25 protein-coding genes are annotated in these 19,810 nt (G+C 73.9%); 22 read left to right on the top strand and 3 right to left on the bottom strand.

Annotated elements, in window-relative coordinates; genetic code table 11:
• Positions 1 to 94 precede the first annotated feature (94 nt).
• Both G5C62_RS16850 and G5C62_RS16845 read left to right on the top strand, forming a co-directional pair.
• A complete protein-coding gene (locus G5C62_RS16850) occupies positions 95 to 1,843 on the top strand; it encodes a proline--tRNA ligase (protein WP_036339799.1) in 1,749 nt (582 codons plus the stop codon).
• Positions 1,836 to 2,207: a ribonuclease E inhibitor RraB gene (locus G5C62_RS16845; RefSeq protein WP_164701915.1), complete on the top strand. Its 372-nt coding sequence runs from the start codon at positions 1,836 to 1,838 to the stop codon at positions 2,205 to 2,207. Before G5C62_RS16850 ends, G5C62_RS16845 begins: the two co-directional genes overlap by 8 nt.
• On the opposite strand, the gene G5C62_RS16840 is transcribed toward G5C62_RS16845, so the two are convergent.
• Positions 2,138 to 2,575 carry a VOC family protein gene (locus tag G5C62_RS16840; RefSeq protein WP_164701913.1) on the bottom strand — a complete coding sequence of 146 codons (438 nt, stop codon included), beginning with the start codon at positions 2,573 to 2,575 and terminating at the stop codon, positions 2,138 to 2,140. The genes G5C62_RS16845 and G5C62_RS16840 overlap by 70 nt on opposite strands.
• A gap of 154 nt (positions 2,576 to 2,729) precedes the next feature.
• Here G5C62_RS16840 and rpsP point away from each other — a divergent pair, with 154 nt between their 5' ends.
• The 15 genes from rpsP (at position 2,730) to whiG (ending at position 14,291) form a co-directional block, all read left to right on the top strand.
• A complete protein-coding gene (rpsP, locus tag G5C62_RS16835; RefSeq protein ID WP_164701912.1) occupies positions 2,730 to 3,215 on the top strand; it encodes a 30S ribosomal protein S16 in 486 nt (161 codons plus the stop codon).
• Between the two features lie 3 nt (positions 3,216 to 3,218).
• On the top strand, positions 3,219 to 3,455 hold the full coding sequence (locus G5C62_RS16830; RefSeq protein ID WP_014742367.1) for an RNA-binding protein: 237 nt from the start codon (positions 3,219 to 3,221) through the stop codon (positions 3,453 to 3,455).
• A 44-nt stretch (positions 3,456 to 3,499) separates the two neighbouring features.
• Positions 3,500 to 4,015, top strand: coding sequence for a ribosome maturation factor RimM (rimM, locus tag G5C62_RS16825; protein WP_164701911.1), 516 nt, complete (start codon positions 3,500 to 3,502; stop codon positions 4,013 to 4,015).
• Complete coding sequence (gene trmD / locus G5C62_RS16820; protein ID WP_164701909.1) at positions 4,012 to 4,758, top strand: tRNA (guanosine(37)-N1)-methyltransferase TrmD; 747 nt, start codon at positions 4,012 to 4,014, stop codon at positions 4,756 to 4,758. The genes rimM and trmD overlap by 4 nt, the downstream gene beginning before the upstream one ends.
• Positions 4,755 to 5,255, top strand: coding sequence for an NUDIX hydrolase (locus G5C62_RS16815; RefSeq protein ID WP_164701908.1), 501 nt, complete (start codon positions 4,755 to 4,757; stop codon positions 5,253 to 5,255). Before trmD ends, G5C62_RS16815 begins: the two co-directional genes overlap by 4 nt.
• Positions 5,256 to 5,415: 160 nt before the next feature.
• Complete coding sequence (gene rplS / locus G5C62_RS16810; protein ID WP_036339817.1) at positions 5,416 to 5,772, top strand: 50S ribosomal protein L19; 357 nt, start codon at positions 5,416 to 5,418, stop codon at positions 5,770 to 5,772.
• 135 nt (positions 5,773 to 5,907) lie between these two features.
• Positions 5,908 to 6,969 (top strand): signal peptidase I, encoded by a 1,062-nt coding sequence (gene lepB / locus G5C62_RS16805; RefSeq protein ID WP_164701907.1) that lies wholly within the window; start codon positions 5,908 to 5,910, stop codon positions 6,967 to 6,969.
• A gap of 194 nt (positions 6,970 to 7,163) precedes the next feature.
• Positions 7,164 to 7,856: a response regulator transcription factor gene (locus G5C62_RS16800; protein WP_241175953.1), complete on the top strand. Its 693-nt coding sequence runs from the start codon at positions 7,164 to 7,166 to the stop codon at positions 7,854 to 7,856.
• Positions 7,857 to 8,090: 234 nt separating this feature from the next.
• Positions 8,091 to 8,855, top strand: a complete 765-nt coding sequence (locus tag G5C62_RS16795) for a ribonuclease HII (RefSeq protein ID WP_164701903.1) — start codon at positions 8,091 to 8,093, stop codon at positions 8,853 to 8,855.
• Entirely contained in the window at positions 8,852 to 9,172 is a 321-nt protein-coding gene (locus G5C62_RS16790) for a DUF2469 domain-containing protein (protein WP_036339823.1), read from the top strand. Before G5C62_RS16795 ends, G5C62_RS16790 begins: the two co-directional genes overlap by 4 nt.
• Before the next feature lie 128 nt (positions 9,173 to 9,300).
• Entirely contained in the window at positions 9,301 to 9,681 is a 381-nt protein-coding gene (locus G5C62_RS16785; RefSeq protein WP_164701901.1) for a YraN family protein, read from the top strand.
• The gene (locus G5C62_RS16780) at positions 9,681 to 11,201 is read left to right on the top strand and encodes a YifB family Mg chelatase-like AAA ATPase (RefSeq protein WP_164701900.1); all 1,521 of its coding nucleotides are present in this window, start codon (positions 9,681 to 9,683) and stop codon (positions 11,199 to 11,201) included. The genes G5C62_RS16785 and G5C62_RS16780 overlap by 1 nt, the downstream gene beginning before the upstream one ends.
• Positions 11,198 to 12,403, top strand: a complete 1,206-nt coding sequence (gene dprA / locus G5C62_RS16775) for a DNA-processing protein DprA (protein ID WP_164701898.1) — start codon at positions 11,198 to 11,200, stop codon at positions 12,401 to 12,403. The genes G5C62_RS16780 and dprA overlap by 4 nt, the downstream gene beginning before the upstream one ends.
• Positions 12,404 to 12,485: 82 nt before the next feature.
• Positions 12,486 to 13,445, top strand: a complete 960-nt coding sequence (locus G5C62_RS16770) for a tyrosine recombinase XerC (protein WP_164701896.1) — start codon at positions 12,486 to 12,488, stop codon at positions 13,443 to 13,445.
• 102 nt (positions 13,446 to 13,547) lie between these two features.
• Positions 13,548 to 14,291, top strand: coding sequence for an RNA polymerase sigma factor WhiG (whiG, locus tag G5C62_RS16765; protein ID WP_331253814.1), 744 nt, complete (start codon positions 13,548 to 13,550; stop codon positions 14,289 to 14,291).
• A gap of 142 nt (positions 14,292 to 14,433) precedes the next feature.
• Here the strand turns inward: whiG and G5C62_RS16760 are convergent, their stop codons facing one another.
• Both G5C62_RS16760 and G5C62_RS16755 read right to left on the bottom strand, forming a co-directional pair.
• Positions 14,434 to 14,970, bottom strand: coding sequence for a DUF4262 domain-containing protein (locus tag G5C62_RS16760; RefSeq protein ID WP_164701895.1), 537 nt, complete (start codon positions 14,968 to 14,970; stop codon positions 14,434 to 14,436).
• A gap of 37 nt (positions 14,971 to 15,007) precedes the next feature.
• Positions 15,008 to 15,544 (bottom strand): murein hydrolase activator EnvC, encoded by a 537-nt coding sequence (locus G5C62_RS16755; protein WP_241175952.1) that lies wholly within the window; start codon positions 15,542 to 15,544, stop codon positions 15,008 to 15,010.
• A gap of 324 nt (positions 15,545 to 15,868) precedes the next feature.
• Here G5C62_RS16755 and rpsB point away from each other — a divergent pair, with 324 nt between their 5' ends.
• The 5 genes from rpsB to G5C62_RS16730 all read left to right on the top strand — a co-directional run bounded on the left by rpsB (position 15,869) and on the right by G5C62_RS16730 (position 19,787).
• Positions 15,869 to 16,861 (top strand): 30S ribosomal protein S2, encoded by a 993-nt coding sequence (gene rpsB / locus G5C62_RS16750; protein WP_036339840.1) that lies wholly within the window; start codon positions 15,869 to 15,871, stop codon positions 16,859 to 16,861.
• 125 nt (positions 16,862 to 16,986) lie between these two features.
• Positions 16,987 to 17,802: a translation elongation factor Ts gene (gene tsf, locus G5C62_RS16745; RefSeq protein ID WP_164701893.1), complete on the top strand. Its 816-nt coding sequence runs from the start codon at positions 16,987 to 16,989 to the stop codon at positions 17,800 to 17,802.
• Positions 17,803 to 17,963: 161 nt separating this feature from the next.
• The gene (gene pyrH / locus G5C62_RS16740) at positions 17,964 to 18,725 is read left to right on the top strand and encodes a UMP kinase (protein ID WP_063124227.1); all 762 of its coding nucleotides are present in this window, start codon (positions 17,964 to 17,966) and stop codon (positions 18,723 to 18,725) included.
• A gap of 94 nt (positions 18,726 to 18,819) precedes the next feature.
• Positions 18,820 to 19,377 carry a ribosome recycling factor gene (gene frr / locus G5C62_RS16735; protein WP_036339843.1) on the top strand — a complete coding sequence of 186 codons (558 nt, stop codon included), beginning with the start codon at positions 18,820 to 18,822 and terminating at the stop codon, positions 19,375 to 19,377.
• Between the two features lie 20 nt (positions 19,378 to 19,397).
• Positions 19,398 to 19,787 carry a hypothetical protein gene (locus G5C62_RS16730; RefSeq protein ID WP_164701891.1) on the top strand — a complete coding sequence of 130 codons (390 nt, stop codon included), beginning with the start codon at positions 19,398 to 19,400 and terminating at the stop codon, positions 19,785 to 19,787.
• Positions 19,788 to 19,810: the final 23 nt, after the last annotated feature.

The following is a 19,810-nucleotide window of genomic DNA, read 5'->3' as shown; positions in this document are numbered from 1 at the left end:
TACAGCGACCGCAACGGATGGTCCTCCGCGGACGCGTCGTCGCCTGAGCCAAACCGATGGACGGCGTCCGGCGGACGCCTGGGACACTCCTCCCGTGCTCCTTCGGATGTCCTCCCTGTTCCTGCGCACCCTGCGTGACGACCCCGCCGACGCCGAGGTCCCCAGCCACCGGCTGCTCGCCCGGGGCGGCTACATCCGGCGGGCCGCGCCGGGTGGGTTCACCTGGCTGCCGCTGGGCTGGCGGGTGTTCCGGAACGTCGAGCGCGTCGTCCGCGAGGAGATGGACGCGATGGGCGCGCAGGAGGTGCACTTCCCCGCACTGCTGCCGCGGGAGCCCTACGAGGCGACCGGCCGCTGGACCGAGTACGGGCCCAACCTCTTCCGGCTGAAGGACCGGCGGGGCAACGACTTCCTGCTCGGCCCCACCCACGAGGAGATGTTCACGCTCCTGGTGAAGGACCTGTACGGGTCCTACAAGGACCTGCCGGTCTCCCTCTACCAGATCCAGACCAAGTACCGGGACGAGGCGCGGCCCCGGGCCGGGCTGTTCCGCGGCCGCGAGTTCACCATGAAGGACAGCTACTCCTTCGACGTGGACGACGCCGGGCTGGACGCCTCCTACGCCGCGCACCGGGCCGCCTACATCAGGATCTTCGACCGGCTGGGCCTGGAGTACGTGATCGTCTCGGCGATGTCCGGCGCGATGGGCGGGTCCAAGAGCGAGGAGTTCCTGCACCCGACGTCGATCGGCGAGGACACCTTCGTCCGCTCGCCGGGCGGGTACGCGGCGAACGTCGAGGCCGTGTCGACCGTCGTCCCCGAGTCGATCCCGTTCGACGGGCTGCCCGAGGCGCACGTCGAGGACACCCCCGACACCCCGACCATCGCCACGCTGGTCGCGGTGGCCAACGAGCTGTTCCCCGACGCCGGGTACACCGGCGCCTCGACGCTGAAGAACGTCGTCGTCACCCTCGCCCACCCCGACGGCACCCGCGAGCCGCTGGTCATCGGTCTGCCCGGCGACCGGGAGGTGGACGCCAAGCGGCTGGAGGCGCAGCTCGCCCCGGCCGAGGTCGAGCCGTTCACCGACTTCGCCGCGCACCCCGACCTGGTCAAGGGCTACATCGGGCCGCAGGTCCTCGGTGCTGAGGGCAAGTCCGGCATCCGGTACCTCGTCGACCCCCGCGTCGTCCCCGGCAGCCGCTGGATCACCGGGGCCAACGAGCCCGGCAAGCACGTGTTCGACCTCGTCGCCGGCCGCGACTTCAGCTGGGACGGCGTGATCGAGGCCGCCGAGGTGCTGCCCGGCGACCCCGCCCCCGACGGCTCCGGTCCGCTGGAGCTGGCCCGCGGCGTGGAGATGGGCCACATCTTCCAGCTGGGCCGCAAGTACGCCGAGGCGCTCGACCTCAAGGTGCTCGACGAGAACGGCAAGCTGGTCACCGTCACCATGGGCTCCTACGGCGTCGGTGTCTCCCGGGCGGTGGCCGCGATCGCCGAGTCCACCCACGACGAGCTGGGCCTGGTGTGGCCGCGGGAGATCGCCCCGGCCGACGTGCACCTGGTCGCCACCGGCAAGGACGCCGCCGTGTTCGAGGCCGCACAGTCGCTGGCCGAGGAGCTGGTCGCCGCCGGGCTGACCGTGCTCTACGACGACCGGCCGAAGGTCTCGCCCGGGGTGAAGTTCAAGGACGCCGAGCTGCTCGGCATGCCGACCATCGTGACGGTCGGGCGGGGCCTGGCCGAGGGCGTGATCGAGGTCCGCGACCGGGCGACGGGGGAGCGGTCGGAGGTGGCGGTGGCCGACGCGGCTGCGGCCGTGCTCGCCGCGGTCCGTGGCTGACGGCTCGCTCGCCGAGCAGCTCCGGCTGACCGCCGAGACGGTCGAGGCGAACCTGGGGCACGGTGACCAGGTCGATCGGCCCCGGCCGATCGACCACCTGGCCGGCTTCCGGTCCCGGTCGGCGGCGGTCGCGGCGGGCGAGGAGCTCACCGCGGCCGGCTACCGGGTCGACGGGCTGTACCGCCGCTTCCTCACCGTGTGGCTGGAGTTCAGTGCCATGACCGCGGTCGACCACGGGACGGCGGCCGCCTTCACCCGGGAGGTGGTCGGCATCGTCGACCGGCACGGTGGCCGCTACGACGGCTGGGGCGGCTTCCTGGTGGCCGCGGAGTCCGGCGACGAGGGCACCAGCTCGACCTCGTAGCCGTCGGCGTCCTCCAGGTAGGCGGCCCGGTGGTCCGGTCCGCCGGCGAACGGGTGCCGGTCGGGGAAGAGCAGCCGCCAGCCGTGCGCCGGGGCCTCGGCCACCAGCGCGTCGAGGTCGCCGTCCACCCAGAACGCCAGGTGGTTGAGCCCGGGTGCTCGTCGCTCGTGCCGGTCGCCGGTGAGCGCCGGTGACTGCTCCACCACCACGTAGGTGCCGTCCTCGCCCCAGCGCCAGGACCGCCCCCGCTCCCACTCCTGGAACGGCACGGCGCCCAGTGCGGTGAGCAGCCACCCCCAGGAGGCCTCGGCGCGGTCCAGGTCCGGCACCCACAGCTCCACGTGGTGCAGCGGTCCGGTGCTGGGCATCGCGTTCCTCCTGGCATCTGGCATCATGGTCTGTCGAACACGGCGGTGGGCGGCCCTCTCACCATCCCCGCCCGTGTCCAGCGCTCCGCCCCGGCGTACCCCCACGCGTCCGTCCGGCGAGCAACCACACACGTTCGAGGAGCACACCACACTCGTGGCCACCAAGATCAAGCTCATGCGCCTGGGCAAGATGCGCGCGCCGTACTACCGCATCGTCGTCGCCGACGCCCGCACCAAGCGTGACGGTCGTTCGATCGAGACGATCGGCAAGTACCACCCGAAGGAGGACCCGTCCTTCATCGAGGTCGACGGCGAGCGCGCCGCCTACTGGCTCGGCGTCGGCGCCCAGCCGACCGAGGCCGTCCGGGCCATCCTCCGGGTGACCGGCGACTGGCAGAAGTTCAAGGGCGAGCCGGCCCCGGCCCCGATGAAGGTCGCGGCCCCCAAGGCCGACAAGAAGGCCATCTACGAGGAGGCCGCGCGGGCCGCCATGAGCGAGCCGTCCGCCGACGCCACCACGCCGAAGAAGAAGGCCGCTCCCAAGGCGGACGCACCCAAGGTCGACGAGGTCAAGACGGATGCACCCGAGGTCGACGAGGCCAAGGTCGAGAAGGCCGTCACCGAGATGACCGCCGAGTAACAGATGTTGGAAGAGGCGCTCGAGCACCTGGTCAAGGGCATCGTCGACAACCCCGACGACGTCGTGGTCGACCTCGTCAACGGCCGGCGCGGCAAGACCCTCGAGGTCCGGGTGCACCCCGACGACCTCGGCAAGGTCATCGGCCGCGGCGGGCGCACCGCCAAGGCGCTGCGCCAGGTGATGACCGGTGTCGGTGGGCGCGGCCTCCGGGTCGACGTCGTCGACACCGACGGGCGCTGAGCACTCCCGGCGCCTCCGGCGCCACCCCGCAGAACACCGACACCGTGGTGGTCGGCCGCATCGGCCGACCCCACGGTGTCCGTGGTCAGGTGACCGTCGAGGTGCGCACCGACGACCCCGACCTGCGGTTCGCCCCGGGGGGCACGCTGCTCACCGAGCCCGCCGCACGGGGGCCGCTGACCATCGAGGCGGCCCGCTGGCACAGCGGCACGCTGCTGCTCACCCTGCTGCTGCCCGACGGCACCGTGGTCGCCGACCGCGAGGCGGCCGACGCGCTGCGGAACACGATGCTCCTGGTGCCCGTCGCGGCCCTGCCGGAGCTGGAGGACCCCGACTCGTTCTACGACCACCAGCTGGTCGGGTTGGCCGCCGAGCTGCCCGACGGCTCCCCGGTCGGTGAGGTGACCGGCGTGCGGCACGAGGGCACCGAGCTGCTGGTGCTGCGCCGTCCCGAGGGTGGGGAGCTGCTGGTGCCGTTCGTGACCGCGATGGTCCCCACCGTCGACCTCGCGGCCGGCCGGCTGGTCATCGACCCGCCCGAGGGGCTGCTCGACCTGTGACGTTCCGGATCGACGTCCTGACGATCTTCCCGGAGTACCTCGCCCCGCTGGGCCAGTCGCTGCTGGGCAAGGCGGCGGCCAGGGGACTGGTCTCCGTCGGCGTCCACGACCTGCGGCAGTGGACCGACGACGTCCACCGCACGGTCGACGACTCGCCCTACGGCGGGGGGCCGGGCATGGTCATGCGCCCGGAGCCCTGGGGGAGGGCGCTGGAGGCCGTGCGTCCTCCCGGCACCCGGCTCGTCGTCCCCACGCCGGCCGGCCGCCCGTTCACCCAGGCGGTCGCCGCCCAGTGGGCAACCGAGCCCGGGCTGGTCTTCGCCTGCGGCCGCTACGAGGGGATCGACCAGCGGGTCGCCGACTGGGCCGCCGAGGGTGGTCCGGTCTCGGAGGTCTCGATCGGCGACTACGTGCTCGCCGGCGGGGAGTCCGCGGTGCTGGTGATGGTCGAGGCGGTCACCCGGCTCCTCCCCGGTGTCGTGGGCAACGCGGAGTCGGTCGAGTTCGACTCGCACGCCGACGGGCTGCTCGAGGGCCCGTCCTACACCCGGCCGGCGACCTGGCGCGGCCACGAGGTGCCGCCGGTGCTGCTCTCCGGTGACCACGCCGCGATCGCCCGCTGGCGGCGGGCCCAGTCGCTGCGCCGCACCGCCGATCGCCGTCCCGACCTGCTCGCCGGGCTGCCCGACGGGGCGCTGACCGCCGCGGACCGGGCCGCGCTGGACGCGGACCCTCAGGCGTGACGTCGCGCGTCCGGGTCCGCCCGTCGGCCCGGGTGCTGGTGCTCGACCGCGAGCAGCGGGTGCTGCTGTTCGGTGGGCGCGGCCGGCAGCAGAGCAGCGGAGCCGGGGGAGTCGAGTACTGGTTCACCCCGGGTGGTGGCGTCGAGGACGGCGAGGACCTGCGGACGGCGGCAGTGCGGGAGCTGGCCGAGGAGACCGCCCTCCTGGTCGAGCCGGCGGCGCTGGAGGGCCCGGTGTGGCTCCGCCGTTGGCAGGGCCGGTGGGGCGACACCCTGATGGACGCCCGGGAGACCTTCTTCGTGCTGCGTGACGTGGTGCACGACGTCGACGTCAGCGGGCGCACCGAGCTGGAACGGCAGCTGGACGAACCCCACCGGTGGTGGTCACTGGCGGAGATCACCGACAGTGTCGAGGCCTTCGCCCCGCGGGACCTCGCCACGGCGCTGCCGGGGGTGCTCGCCGGCCCGTGGACGGGGCCGCCACGCATCGTCGACTGAAGATGTGGCACAGTAGTGAGCTGCTGCAGGCCGTCGGCTCACCCCGACGGTGGCTCCGCACCCGCACCGGGCGGTGGAGCGCAGCCACCCGGTACGGATGCACCGGGACACCGCTGCCCGTACCACGACGACTTTCCCGCTAGGACTGAGGACTGCTGCGATGAACACCCTGGACGCCCTCGACGCTGCGTCGCTGCGCGACGACATCCCCACCTTCCGGCCCGGGGACACCGTGAAGGTGCACGTGCGTGTCATCGAGGGCACCCGTGCCCGTGTCCAGGTCTTCCAGGGCGTCATCATCCGCCGCCAGGGTGGCGGCATCCGCGAGACCTTCACCGTCCGCAAGGTCAGCTTCGGCGTCGGCGTGGAGCGCACCTTCCCGGTGCACACCCCGGTCGTCGAGAAGATCGAGGTGCTGACCCGCGGTGACGTGCGCCGGGCGAAGCTGTACTACCTCCGCGAGCTGCGCGGCAAGGCCGCCAAGATCAAGGAGAAGCGCGAGGTCGTCAGCCGCTGACCTCCAGCGATCTGAACGACCGGGCCGGCTGCACTCGCAGCCGGCCCGGTCGTGTTCGTGGGGGCGGCACCGGCCGCACCGGCCGACGGGTGGGTCGCCGGACGTGGGGGCCGGCGGACCGTACGCTGGTCCCCGATGAGCACGCACGGGCCCGCAGAGCCTGCCGACACCGGCGATGCCGGGCGTCCCACCTCCGCCGACCAGAACACCGCCGACCCCACCGCCACGACCCCGACGGGGTCGGCGGCCGCCAGCCGAGGCCGCGGGCGGGAGGCGAAGAAGGGCTCCCTGCTGCGTGAGCTGCCGGTCCTGCTGGTCATCGCGTTCGTGCTCGCCCTGCTGGTGAAGACCTTCCTGGTCCAGGCGTTCTTCATCCCGTCGGGCTCGATGGAGCAGACGCTGCACGGCTGCACCGGCTGCACGGGTGACCGCGTGCTGGTCAACAAGGTGCCCTACTGGTTCGGCGAGCCCGAGCCCGGCGACATCGTGGTGTTCCAGGGCCCGGACACCTGGTCTCCGGAGATCGCGGTGGAGGAGCCCACCAACTGGTTCACCGGCGCCGCGCTGACCCTGGGCCGGGCGATCGGCGTCGCCCCGCCCAGCGAGGACGACTACGTCAAGCGGGTCATCGCCACCGAGGGGCAGACCGTCGAGTGCTGCGATCCGCAGGGGCGGGTCATGGTCGACGGCGAGCCGCTCGACGAGCCCTACATCCACCAGGACTCCCCGCTGAACACCGGCGGCTCCGGCGGTCGCGAGTTCCCCCCGGTCACCGTGCCCGAGGGGCGGCTGTGGGTCATGGGGGACCACCGCTCCGCGTCGGCCGACTCCAAGCAGCACATGGACGACCAGTACTCCGGCACCATCGCCGTCGACGACGTCATCGGCAAGGCGGCCCTGATCGTCTGGCCGCTGGACCGGTTCACCCTGCTGGACAGCCCGGACATCCAGGCCGGCCAGGCGGACGCCTCGGGCGCCGTCGGGCCGGAGCCGGCACCAGTGCAGGACACCGCAGCCCTGGCCGCCCCCTACGTGCTCGGGCTCGGTGGCGCGCTGCCGCTCACCGCCTGGCGCCGGCGGCGTCGTTCCCGGGGCGCCCGGCTGACCGGGCCGTCCCGCCGCCCGCCGGGCACCGGCTGGCGCCGGGTCCGTCGGCCGGTCCAGACCCGACCCGGCCGGGAGTCGCACACCGACTGAACCCGGGTTCCCGAGGCGGTCGTCGAGCCGCCACGCCGCAGCTGCACTGCCCGGCTGTCCCTGCCGCGTTCGGCATGATCTGTGCGCGTTTCGGCGGACTTGCCGAGAAGTTGTTCAAGCACTCCGTTCACTCGTCCGATGGACAAGCAGAGAGTCACCGGACCTTGAACGGAGAGCCAGCTGTGTCTACCCCGATGGCGAGCACCCCCTGCGGCGTCACCCGCGTCCTGATCCTCGCCGACGCCCCGGTCCTGCGCCGTGGGCTGGTCGGCATGATCAACGAGACCGCCGGCATGCAGGCGGTGGGCACGCCGGGGGAGCCGCGCCGCGCGCTGACCCTGGCCGAGTCCGCTCGGCCGGATGCGGTGGTGGTGGAGCTGGGCACCGGCCGGGCGGCCACGCTGAACGCGGTGCGGGACCTGCGTCGCCGGTTCCCGCAGCTGGCCGTCGTGGCGCTGGCGACCTCGGAGGACCCGGGTGTGGTGAACGAGGCGCTGGCCGCCGGCGTGCGCAGCTATCTGCTGATGAACACCTCACCGACCCTGTTGGGCTGGGCGGTGCTGGCCGCGCGGGCCGGGCGGACCGTGGTGGACCCGCAGATCCGTCGCGGGGAGGGGTCGGCGGAGCCGGTGTCGCGGGAGCTCACCCCGGAAGTGCCGCTGACCCGCCGGGAGTCCGACGTGCTCGACGAGCTGCTCCAGGGCCAGTCGAACCGGGCGATCGGCAAGAACCTGTTCATCTCCGAGGACACCGTGAAGTCCCACGTGAAGGCGATCCTGCGCAAGCTGGGCGCCCGCGACCGGGCACACGCGGTCTCCCTGGTGCTGTCGGCGCGCAACCCCGGCTGCTCCTGCGGCGCCCACGCCCTCACGTCTGCCGACGCCTGACCCGGCAGCCACGACCACGGTCCGCGCCCACGGGGGCCAGGGCCGGATGGACCGCCGGAGCGGGTTCCGCTCCGGCACGCCGGTCGGATCGGCGTCCGCGCCGCTGACCAGCCGCCCCGAGCCGGTCCCTGTTCCCCCAGGGATCGGCTCGTGGTGCGTTCCGGGGGGCGATCGGGCGGCGGACTCGCCGGGTGCTCTCACGGGTGCGGGACAGCGACGTAGGGTCGGCAGGCGATGGCCGCTCGACCTGGTGCTGCAGACCCCGCCGACGACCTCTGGGCGATGGAGCGGTCGCTCCGCCGCCGGGGGTTCGCCGCCATCGCCGGGGCGGACGAGGCCGGGCGGGGCGCCTGCGCCGGCCCGCTCGTGGCCGCCGCGTGCGTGCTCCCCGCCGGACGCCGCGGGCGGGTGCCCGGTCTGGCCGACTCCAAGTTGCTCACCGCCGCCACCCGGGACGAGGTCTACGCCGAGGTCGTCGACCGGGCGGTCTGCTGGTCGGTGGTCGCGATCCCGGTCGGCGAGCTCGACGCGCGCGGCATGCACGTGACCAACATCGAGGCGCTGCGTCGCGCCGTCCGGGTGCTCGACCCGTGCCCCGACTACGTGCTCAGCGACGGCTTCCCGGTCAGCGGCCTGTCCCAGCCCTCGCTCGCGGTGTGGAAGGGCGACCGGGTGGCGGCCTGTGTGGCGGCCGCCTCGGTGCTGGCCAAGGTCAGCCGGGACCGGACGATGCTGGAGCTGGACGCGCGCTTCCCGCAGTACGGGTTCGCCGAGCACAAGGGGTACATCACCGACGCGCACAGCGCCGCCCTCGACGAGCACGGGCCGTGCCCGGATCACCGGATGCGCTTCGTCAACGTCGCGCGGGCCCGGGCCGCACACGCCGCGCGGACGCCACCCCTGCCGGGAGCAGCGCCCATGCACGATGATGGACCGGTGCCGCCCGGAGCCCCGGCTGCGGCACTGACGTCCCCGGCACCGATGGAGCACGCGCGATGAGCACCGAGGACCTCGAGAAGTACGAGACCGAGATGGAGCTGCAGCTCTATCGCGAGTACAAGGACATCGTCCGGCAGTTCTCCTACGTCGTGGAGACCGAGCGGCGCTTCTACCTGGCCAACAGCGTCGACCTCCAGGTCCGTGACGCCGGGGGAGAGGTGTTCTTCGAGCTGACCCTCTCCGACGCCTGGGTGTGGGACATGTACCGCCCGGCCCGGTTCGTGAAGAACGTCCGGGTGGTGACGTTCAAGGACGTCAACGTGGAGGAGCTGGACAAGCCCGACCTGGAGCTGCCGGACAACCCGCGTCTGCCCTGATCCCGGTCGCCGGTCACCCTGGCCGGTGCTGAGGCGGGTCCGCCGGTCGCCGTCCACAGTGCGGCCGTCCGTCCACAACCCGGCCGGGGCACTGGCCCCGCCGGCCTCCCGGCGGCGACGGTCGACGGGTGCCGAATCCGCAGAAGTCCCCGCCCGGCCACCGCGCCGCCCTCGGTGCCTACGGCGAACGGGTCGCCGTCCGGGCGCTGACCGACGCCGGCCTCCAGGTCCTCGACCGCAACTGGCGCTGCCGCGACGGTGAGCTCGACGTCGTCGCCCGGGACGGTGAGGCGCTGGTCTTCTGCGAGGTGAAGACGCGCACCGGCACCGGCTTCGGGCACCCGGCCGAGGCGGTGACCGCGAGCAAGCGCCGCCGGCTGCGGTCGCTGGCCCGTGCCTGGCTGGCGGCGCACGACCAGCACGCCCGGGACCTGCGCTTCGACGTCGTCGGGGTGCACGTGCCGTCGTCCGGGCCGGCCCGGGTGACGCACCTGCGGAACGCGTTCTGATGGCGCTCGCGCAGACCTGGTCGGTGGGGTTGGCCGGCGTCCAGGGGGCGATGGTCGAGGTGGAGGTCGACCTGGCGCCCGGGGTGCCGACCGTGGCGCTGGTCGGGCTGCCCGACGCCGTCGTGCGCCAGTCGGTGGACCGGGTGCGGGCCGCGCTGCTCAACAGCGGGCACGAGTTCCCGCTGCGCCGGGTGACCATCGGGCTGTCGCCGGCGGCCATGCCGAAGCAGGGCAGTGGGTTCGACCTCGCCCTGGCCGTCGCCGTGCTCGCCAGCGCCCGGGTGGTGCCCGCGGCCGCCGTCCGGGAGCTGGTGCTGCTCGGGGAGCTCGGGCTCGACGGGTCGCTGCGGGCCGTCCGTGGGGTGCTGCCGGCCGTGCTGGCTGCTGCGCGCGCCGGCCACCGCGAGGTGGTGGTGCCCGAGGAGAACGCCGAGGAGGCCGGGCTCGTCGAGGGCATCGCCGTGCTGGCGGCCGGGAGCCTCCGTCAGGTGGTGGCCCACCTCGCCGGGAAGGCCGTGCTCTCCCCGCACGTCCGGGCCGCGGCCGCCCCGGCGCCACCGGGGCCCGACCTGGCCGACGTGGTGGGGCAGGCCGCGGGACGCCGGGCGGTCGAGGTGGCCGCCGCCGGTGGCCACCACCTGTTCCTGAGCGGGCCGCCGGGTGCCGGCAAGACCATGCTCGCCGAACGGCTGCCCGGGCTCCTGCCACCGCTGGACGAGCAGGCCGCCCTGGAGGTGACCGCCATCGCCTCCATCGCCGGCACCCTCCCGCCCGGTGCACCGCTGGTGACCCGGCCGACGTTCGAGGCGCCGCACCACTCGGCGACGATGGCCGCCCTGGTCGGCGGCGGCTCGGGCCAGATCCGCCCCGGAGCGCTGTGCCGTGCCCATCGAGGGGTGCTGTTCCTGGACGAGGCGCCGGAGTTCCCCCGAGCCGTGCTGGACACGCTGCGCCAGCCGCTCGAACGCGGAGCCGTCACGATCCACCGGGCCAACGGGTCGGCGACCTTCCCGTGCCGGGCGCAGCTCGTGCTGGCCGCCAACCCCTGCCCCTGCGCCAGTGCGGCCGGTGACACCGCCTGCACCTGCAGCGCCCTGGAACGCAGGCGCTACCAGTCGCGGCTGTCCGGGCCGCTGCTGGACCGGATCGACCTACGGGTCACTCTGCCGCCGGTGACCCGGGCCGCCTGGCTGGACGGTCTGGGCACCCCGGAGTCGACTGCGGTCGTCGCGGCCCGGGTGCGGGCCGCACGTGCGGTGGCGTCCGAACGGCTGGCCGGCAGCGGCCTGGCGCTCAACAGCCAGGTGCCGGGGCGGCTGCTCCGGGAGCGCTGGCCGGTGCCGCGCGCGGCCCTCGCACTGGCGGAGCGGGCCCTGGAGCGCGGGTCGCTGTCGGTGCGCGGCTTCGACCGGGTGGTGCGCGTCGCGTGGACGTTGGCCGATCTCGAGGGCCTGGCCGTGCCCGGCGCCGACCAGGTGGACGAGGCGCTGGGCATGCGGCTGCAGCGGGCAGCGGCATGAGCGAGGGTGTCGACCCCGAGGTCCGGCGGGCGCGCGCGTGGTTGTCCCGTGCGCTGGAGCCGGGGTCGGTCACGGTGTGGCGGTTCGTGGAGGACGCCGGCCCGGTGGCGGCTGCCGCTGCGCTGCGGGCGGGCACTGCCCCGGCCGAGGTGCAGGCGGTGGCCGGTGCCCGGGCGGGAGAGGACGCCAGCGTCGAGGACCTGCGGCGGGTGGAACGGTGTGGGGGCCGGCTCGTGACGCCCGAGGACCCGGAGTGGCCGGCGCTGCCGCTGCACTCCCTGGCCCTCGCCACCGAGGACGGGCGGGGGGCGGTGGACGGTCTGCGGCCGAACCGCACGCTCACGCTGGTGCCGCCGCTGGCGTTGTGGGTGCGCGGGGCGGCGCCGCTGACCGGGTTGGTCGACCGGTCCGTCGCGCTGGTGGGGTCGCGGGCCTCCACGGCCTACGGCGAGCACGTGGCCGGTGAGCTGGCGCACGGGCTGGGGGAGCGCGGCTGGACGACCGTCTCGGGGGGCGCCTTCGGGATCGACGCCGCAGCGCACCGGGGTGCGCTGGCCGCCGGGGCGCCGACCGTCGCCGTCCTGGCGTGCGGGGTCGACCGCGTCTACCCCGGAGCGCACTCGGCGTTGTTCGCCCGGGTGCTGGACGAGGGGCTGCTGGTCAGCGAGTGGCCGCCCGGGTGCGCGCCGCTGCGGCACCGCTTCCTGGTGCGCAACCGGTTGATCGCGGCACTGACGCGGGGCACGGTGGTGGTCGAGGCGGCCGCCCGCTCCGGCGCGCAGGCCACCGCCAATCGGGCGCGCGAGCTCGGCAAGGCGGTGATGGCCGTCCCCGGTCCGGTCACCAGTGCCATGTCGGTGGGGTGTCACCAGCTGCTCCGGGACCAGGGGCACGCCGTGGCGCTGGTGACGTCGGCGGCCGAGGTGCTGGAGGCGGTCGGCAGGCTGGGGGAGGACCTCGCGCCGCCGGTGGAGCGGGTGACCGTGCCTGGTGACTCGCTGTCCGACGTCGCCCGGCGGGTGCTGGACGCCTGCCCGGTCCGGATCGGTGTGCCGCCGGAGCGGCTGGCCGCGGTCGCCGGGTGCTCGGTGGTCGACGTGCTGCGGGTGCTGCCGGCCCTCGAGCTCGCCGACCTCGTCGAGTGGACCGGCACCGGCTGGCGGGTCCGCCGGCCGCCCAGGGAGCGCGAGCCGGCTCGGTGACCCCTGCCGGGTGGACGACCGCGCTGCCCGGTCTGCGGCGCGCCCGGTTGACCGGCCCGCCTCGCCGACGGACGCTGCGCCCATGGCCACCGGGACCGCAGAGCTGCGCGCCGCGCTCCCGCCTGCGCTCGCCGAGTCGCTGGCGGGCTGGGAGGAGCATCTGCGGCTCCAGCGGGACCTGTCCGAGCACACCGTCCGGGCCTACGTCGGAGACGTCGTCTCGCTGCTGGACCACCTGGTCCGGCGCAGCGGCCGGACGGCCGCCGACCTGGACCTCGCCACCCTGCGCAGCTGGCTGGCCCAGGGACGGACGCGGGGGGACAGCCGGTCCACCACCGCCCGGCGGGCCGCGTCGTCACGCTCGTTCACCGCCCACCTGCGCCGCAGCGGTCAGGTGGCCGAGGACGTCGGGCTGCGGCTGGCCAGCCCACGCGCGCACCGCACGCTGCCCGGGGTGCTCGGCGCCGACCAGGCCCGTGCGGTGCTCGAAGAGGCGGGGCGCCCGCCGGTCGGGGAGGAGACCCCGGCCGACACGGCGCTGCGGCTCCGCAACGTGCTGGTCGTCGAGCTGCTCTACGCCAGCGGGGTCCGGGTCGGGGAGCTCGTCGGGCTGGACGTCGACGACGTCGACCGCGGGCGCCGGCTGCTGCGGGTGCTGGGCAAGGGCCGCAAGGAGCGCAGCGTGCCGTTCGGCGCACCGGCGGCCGACGCCCTGGAGGCGTGGCTGGGTCGGGGCCGTCCGGTGCTCGCGACGGGGAGCAGCGGACCGGCGCTCCTCCTCGGCGTGCGCGGCGGCCGGCTGGACCCGCGGGAGGCCCGCCGGGTCGTGCACGCGGCGGTCGCTGCCGCGCCGGGGACCCCGGACGTCGGCCCGCACGGGCTGCGGCACTCCGCCGCCACCCACGTGCTGGAGGGCGGCGCCGACCTGCGCAGCGTTCAGGAACTGCTGGGTCACGCTAGCCTCGCGACGACGCAGGTCTACACGCACGTGACCGTCGAGCGGCTCCGGGCGGTCCACGCTCGCGCTCATCCGCGGGCATGAGGACGGCGTCGGTGCACAGGACAGCAGAGTTCGAGCGGGGGAGTGCAGGTGTCTGAGGCGACGGTCCGGCAGGTCGGTGCGAGTGGGGACCCCGACGCCCACGTGATCGAGCTCTGGTCGCGCTACGTCGAGAACCGGGACACCGGGCTGCGCGACCGGCTGATCCTGCACTACGCGCCGCTGGTCAAGTACGTCGCCGGCCGGGTGGGCAGCGGCCTGCCGGCGCACGTGGAGCAGGCGGACCTGGTGTCCTACGGGACGTTCGGGCTGATCGACGCGATCACCCGATTCGAGCCCGAACGGGAGATCAAGTTCGAGAGCTACGCGATGGCCCGCATCCGCGGCGCGATCATCGACGAGCTCCGGTCCACCGACTGGATCCCGCGCTCGGTGCGGATGAAGGCCCGGCAGTACGAGCGGACGGTCGCGGCTCTGGAGTCGAAGCTCCAGCGCAGCCCGACCGACGAAGAGGTCGCCGACGAGATGGACATGGACGTCGAGGAGATCCGCAAGTTCCTCGGCCAGCTGTCCCTGGTCAACGTGGTGGCCCTCGACGAGCTGCTCGTGGACGACGACGGCTCCGCTCCCCGCCTCGGGGACACGCTCAAGGACACCAGCGCGCTGGACCCGCAGGCGATGGCCGAGCACGGCGAGGCCCGGCAGTTGCTGGCCCGCGCCGTCGAGCAGCTCCCCGAGCGGGAGAAGGTCGTCGTCAGCCTCTACTACTTCGAGGGGCTGACCCTGGCCGACATCGGCCGGGTCCTCGGGGTGACCGAGAGCCGGATCTGCCAGCTGCACACCAAGGCCGTCCTGCACCTGCGCACCAAGCTCGCCGACATCGCCTGACCCGGGCGACCGTCGGCCGCTGCTGACGTCCGCCCCGACCGGCATGACGGCAGCCCTGGGCGTCGTCGTGTCGACCCCGACCTCCTCGAGCAGGTGTTGATCGAGGGGCTGGGATCCCGGTCGGGGCAGCGGACAGCTGGGCTCAGCTGCCGGCCGACTCGTCACCCGGCAGGGGCCCCAGCAGCGGCTGGGCCTCCGGCGGGTTCCGGTGGCCCTCCTGCCAGGGCAGCCGGCCGGTCGAGTCCGGCCACACGAGCTGGAGCACCTCGATCGAGCCGTAGAACTGCTCGGCGACCGCGAGCCGTGCGGTGTCCTCGACCGCCAGGAAGACCACCGGTGAGTCGGCGTCGGTCAGCCCGGTCGTGGCCGCGCCGGGGCCGAAGCGGGCACCGCCGCGCACCGCCTCACCCACGAGGTTGAGGTACTTCTCCCCGGCCGGGAACGGCAGCCCCACGACGATCACCTCGGGGTGCCCGAGCGCGGTCAGCCCCACGGTGTGCGACCACCGCGGGTCACCCGCGCCGCCTCCGCCGCCGTGCAGCACCGCCCAGCCGAACCGGTCGACCACCTGCCGCAGGCCCTCCAGCACCTGGCCGGGGTCCTGGTCGGGGGCCTGCTGGCCGGGGGCCTGCTGCTCGGTGGCCTGCTCTTCCGGGGCCTTCTTCCGTCGCCAACGCACGCCCGGACGGTAGCGCCGTCACCGCCGTCCGGTGGGCTCAGTGCCACGGGAGCAGTCGCACCCGCGGCGGACGCAGCAGTGACAGCGGGTCCAGGTACGTCTCTCCGCGGCGCAGGCCCCAGTGCAGGCAGGCGTCCACCGGGCAGCCGGCGTGCCCGGCCGCCAGCACACCCAGCGGGGAGCCCCGGGCCACGGACTGACCGGCGGCCACCCCCGCGGTCACCGGCTCGTACGTCGTCCGCAGCCCGCCGGCGTGGTCGACGCTGACCACCGGCCGGCCGGCGACCATCCCGGCGAAGGCGACCACCCCGTCGCCGGCGGAGAGCACCTGTCCGTCCACCGCGCCCGTCAGGTCCACCCCGCGGTGCCCGGCCGCGTACGGCGTCGCCGGGGCGTCGAAGGGCCGACCGACCGTCGGTGCGCCCGGCAGGGGCCAGCCCCAGAGCCCGGCGGCTGGTGCCGGTGCGGGGGTGTATGCGTCCGGCGCGGCGGTGGGGGCGGCCGATGCCGCCGGCAGGCCGGTCAGCAGGACGGCGACGACCAGTGCGGCCAGAGGAGTGCGGCGTGGGGACACTCGCCAGAGGCTGCCGCCGGACGCCGCCGAGAGGAGGCGCCGGCGCGAGGTCGTGGACGCCCGGAGGCCCTGGGGACGACCCGGTCGGAGCGCAGTCGCCCAGGGCGTATGCTCGTCGATGCGGTCCGCCACCGGCGGGTCGACTTCGCGTGTCCTCTTCCCGCTGCTGCAGCGGGGCAGTCGTCACCTCGGTCCCGCCACTCCGGCGGGTTTCGGTGGCGCAGCCGGACACCAGGGCGGTGCACCTCCCGGTGCGTCCGCGACAACCGAGCAGCGCGGCGTCGGCCCACGGCCGCCCGCGCACGAGAAGGAAGGCGGCGCCACGTGGCAGTCGTCAGCATGAAGAACCTGCTCGACAGCGGGGTCCACTTCGGGCACCAGACCCGTCGTTGGAACCCGAAGATGAAGCGGTTCATCTTCACCGAGCGCAACGGCATCTACATCATCGACATCCAGCAGACGCTGGGTTACATCGACCAGGCCTACGAGTTCGTGAAGCAGACCGTCGCCCACGGCGGTTCGATCATGTTCATCGGGACCAAGCGCCAGGCGCAGGAGGTCATCGCCGAGCAGGCGACCCGCGTCGGCATGCCCTACGTGAACCAGCGGTGGCTGGGCGGCATGCTCACCAACTTCCAGACCGTCTACAAGCGGCTGGAGCGCCTCAAGGAGCTCGAGGACCTTGAGCAGACCGGCGCGCTGGTCAGCCTCTCCAAGAAGGAGCAGCTGGTCCTCTCCCGCGAGAAGGCCAAGCTCGAGCGCTCCCTCGGCGGCATCCGCGACATGAAGAAGGTGCCCAGCGCCGTCTGGATCGTGGACACCAAGAAGGAGCACATCGCCGTCGGCGAGGCTCGCAAGCTGAACATCCCGGTCGTCGCGATCCTCGACACCAACTGCGACCCCGACGAGGTCGACTACAAGATCCCGGGCAACGACGACGCCATCCGCAGCACCGCGCTGCTGACCCGCGTGATCGCCGACGCGGTCGCCGAGGGCCTGATGGCCCGCTCGGCCGCGCAGGCCAACGCCGGTCGCGGCGAGGACGGCGCCGAGGCCCCGGCCGCCGCCGAGCCGCTGGCCGACTGGGAGCGCGAGCTGCTCACCGGTGGTGCCGCTGACGCCGCCGCGCCGGCCGACCCCGCCGTCCCGGCTGTAGCCGAGGCCGCCCCGGCCGACGCCGCTCCGGCTGCCGCCACCGAGCTGCCCGAGACCCCGGCTGCGCCGCCGGCCGTCACGGCCGACGAGGTCGCCCCGGTCGAGGGCGTCCCCGCGACCGGTGACCAGTCCACGGGCACGCAGGGCGCGCAGAACGGCTGACCGGTCGGCGCCGCTCCTCCCCGCCTCGTGCGGGGGAGGGCGGCGCCGCCGTCTGCCCGGCCCCAGGCCGGCACCTCACCTCGCGGGGTCCGCGCCCCGCACCACCACCGATCAGAGGAAGTGACATGCCTGCTTTCACCGCAGCCGACGTGAAGCGTCTCCGTGACGCCACCGGCGCCGGCATGATGGACTCCAAGAAGGCCCTGACCGAGGCCGATGGCGACTACGACAAGGCCATCGAGTTCCTGCGGGTCAAGGGCGCCAAGGACGTGGGCAAGCGCCTGGAGCGCTCGACCACCAACGGCGTGGTCGTCAGCCGCGACGGGGCACTGCTCGAGCTCGACTGCGAGACCGACTTCGTCGCCAAGAACGCCGACTTCGTCAAGCTCGCCGAGCGCCTGCTCGACGTCGTCCTGGCCGAGAAGCCGGCCGACGTCGACGCGCTGATGGCCACCCAGGTCGACGGCCAGTCGGTCGCCCAGCTCATCGAGTCGGAGTCGGCCCGCATCGGCGAGAAGCTGGTGCTCTCCCGATTCGCCGTCTTCGAGGGCACCACGGCGGTCTACCTGCACAAGCGGGCCACCGACCTGCCCCCGGCCATCGGTGTCGCCGTGCAGTACTCCGGTGGCGACGAGGACGCGGCGCGTTCGCTGGCGATGCACATCGCCGCCGCACGTCCCCGCTACCTGACCCGCGAGGAGGTCCCCGCCGACGCCGTGGAGACCGAGCGCCGGGTCGCCGAGCAGACCGCGAAGGAGGAGGGCAAGCCCGAGCAGGCGATCACCAAGATCGTCGAGGGGCGGGTCAACGCCTACTTCAAGGACTTCGTCCTGCTCGAGCAGCCCTCGATCACCGAGCCCAAGCGCACCGTCAAGCAGGTCATCGCCGACGCCGGCCTGACCGTCGACCGGTTCGCCCGCTTCGAGGTCGGCCAGGCCTGAGCTGTACCTCCGAGGCCTGAGACCACTCAGCCCACGGAGACCCACCGGCCCCGTTCCCACCAGGACGGGGCCGGTGGCCTGTCCGGACCCGCCGGGACGCCCGCGCACGCCCGCCGGATGCGGCAGGATCGATCCATCCGACACCGAACCGAGGAACGCCCGTGACCGCTCTGAAGTCCGCGCCCACCGCCTTCGCCCCGCTGGACGGGTCCGGCTACAGCCGGGTCCTGCTCAAGCTCTCCGGTGAGGCCTTCGGTGGCGGCAAGGTCGGGGTCGACCCGGTGATCATCCGCACCATCGCCGAGCAGCTGGCCGCCGTGGTCGGGTCCGGCACCCAGGTGGCGGTCGTCGTCGGTGGCGGCAACTTCTTCCGCGGTGCGGAGCTCTCCCAGGCCGGCATGGACCGCGGTCACGCCGACTACATGGGCATGCTCGGCACGGTGATGAACTGCCTGGCCCTGCAGGACTTCTGCGAGAAGGCCGGGCTCGAGACCCGGGTGCAGACGGCCATCACCATGGGGCAGGTCGCCGAGCCCTACATCCCGCGCAAGGCGATGCGGCACATGGAGAAGGGGCGGCTGGTCATCTTCGGAGCCGGCGCCGGGATGCCGTACTTCTCGACCGACACGGTCGCCGCGCAGCGGGCCCTGGAGATCGAGTGCCAGGTGCTGCTGATGGCCAAGAACGGCGTCGACGGCGTCTACGACGACGACCCGCGCACCAACGCCGCGGCCACGATGTACTCGGACCTGGACTACGGCACGGTGCTGGCCAAGCAGCTCAAGGTCGCCGATGCCACGGCCATCAGCCTCTGCATGGACAACCAGATGCCGATCGTCGTGTTCAACCTGCTGCGCGACGGCAACATCGCCCGCGCAGTGGCAGGTGAGAGGATCGGCACGTTGATCAGCGCCCAGCCCTGACCGGGCCGGACGTCGATCGGGGCGGCGCACGCCGGGCACCGCCCCACCCGCAGACCGCACAGACCCCGGCAGCTGCCGCAGGAGGAGAAGACCCGTGATCGACGACACCCTGCTCGACGCCGAGGAGCGGATGGACAAGGCCCTGTCGGTCGCTCGCGAGGACCTCGGTTCCGTTCGCACCGGCCGCGCCGCGCCGTCCATGTTCAACAAGATCTTCGTCGACTACTACGGCGCGATGACCCCGGTCCCGCAGATGGCCTCGATCACCGTGCCCGAGGCGCGGATGGCGGTCATCAAGCCCTACGACGCCACCCAGCTGCAGGCGATCGAGAAGTCGATCCGCAACTCCGACCTGGGCGTGAACCCCACCAACGACGGGTCACTGATCCGGGTGGTCTTCCCCCAGTTGACCGAGGAGCGCCGCCGCGACCTGGTGAAGATGGCCCGGTCGAAGGGCGAGGACGCCAAGGTCTCGATCCGGAACGTGCGTCGCCGCGCCAAGGAGGAGCTGGACCGGATCAACAAGGACGGCGAGGCCGGCGAGGACGACGTGCGTCGCGCGGAGAAGGAGCTCGACGACCTCACGGCGGCGCACGTCGCCAGCATCGACGAGGCGATGAAGAACAAGGAGACCGAGCTCCTGGACGTCTGAGCCGACCTCCCGACGCTGCCGTGACCCGCGACCCGCACCGCCCCGAGCCCCTCGGCTCGGGCCGTCCGCCTGCCCGCACCCGGGCCGGGATCGCCGACGGGCCGGGCGGCACGGAGGAGCACCCCGCACCACGGCGGGATCCCGACACCGGGCCGCTGGTCCGGATCGACCAGCCGCCGGTCCCGCCGCGACCTGCGGTCGGCCCGTCCCGGGGTCGCCCCCGACCGGTCGCGGGGCCGGAGACCAGTGAGCTGCGCCGGGACGACGAGCGCACCGACGCCGTACCCCCGGCGCCGGGCGGGCCGGCGGTCGAGGCGCGGGACCATGGACCCGGCCACGAGGAGGCGCCCGCCGACGCCCCGCTCACCGCGGTGCGCCACTCGGGGTGTCCTGCGGGGGCTCTCCGGTGACCTCGGCCCCCAGGGCATCGGGT

The organism is Modestobacter sp. KNN46-3 (assembly GCF_011039295.1).
Note: the sequence above shows the minus strand (reverse complement) of the source record. Positions and strands in the feature narration are given on the sequence as shown.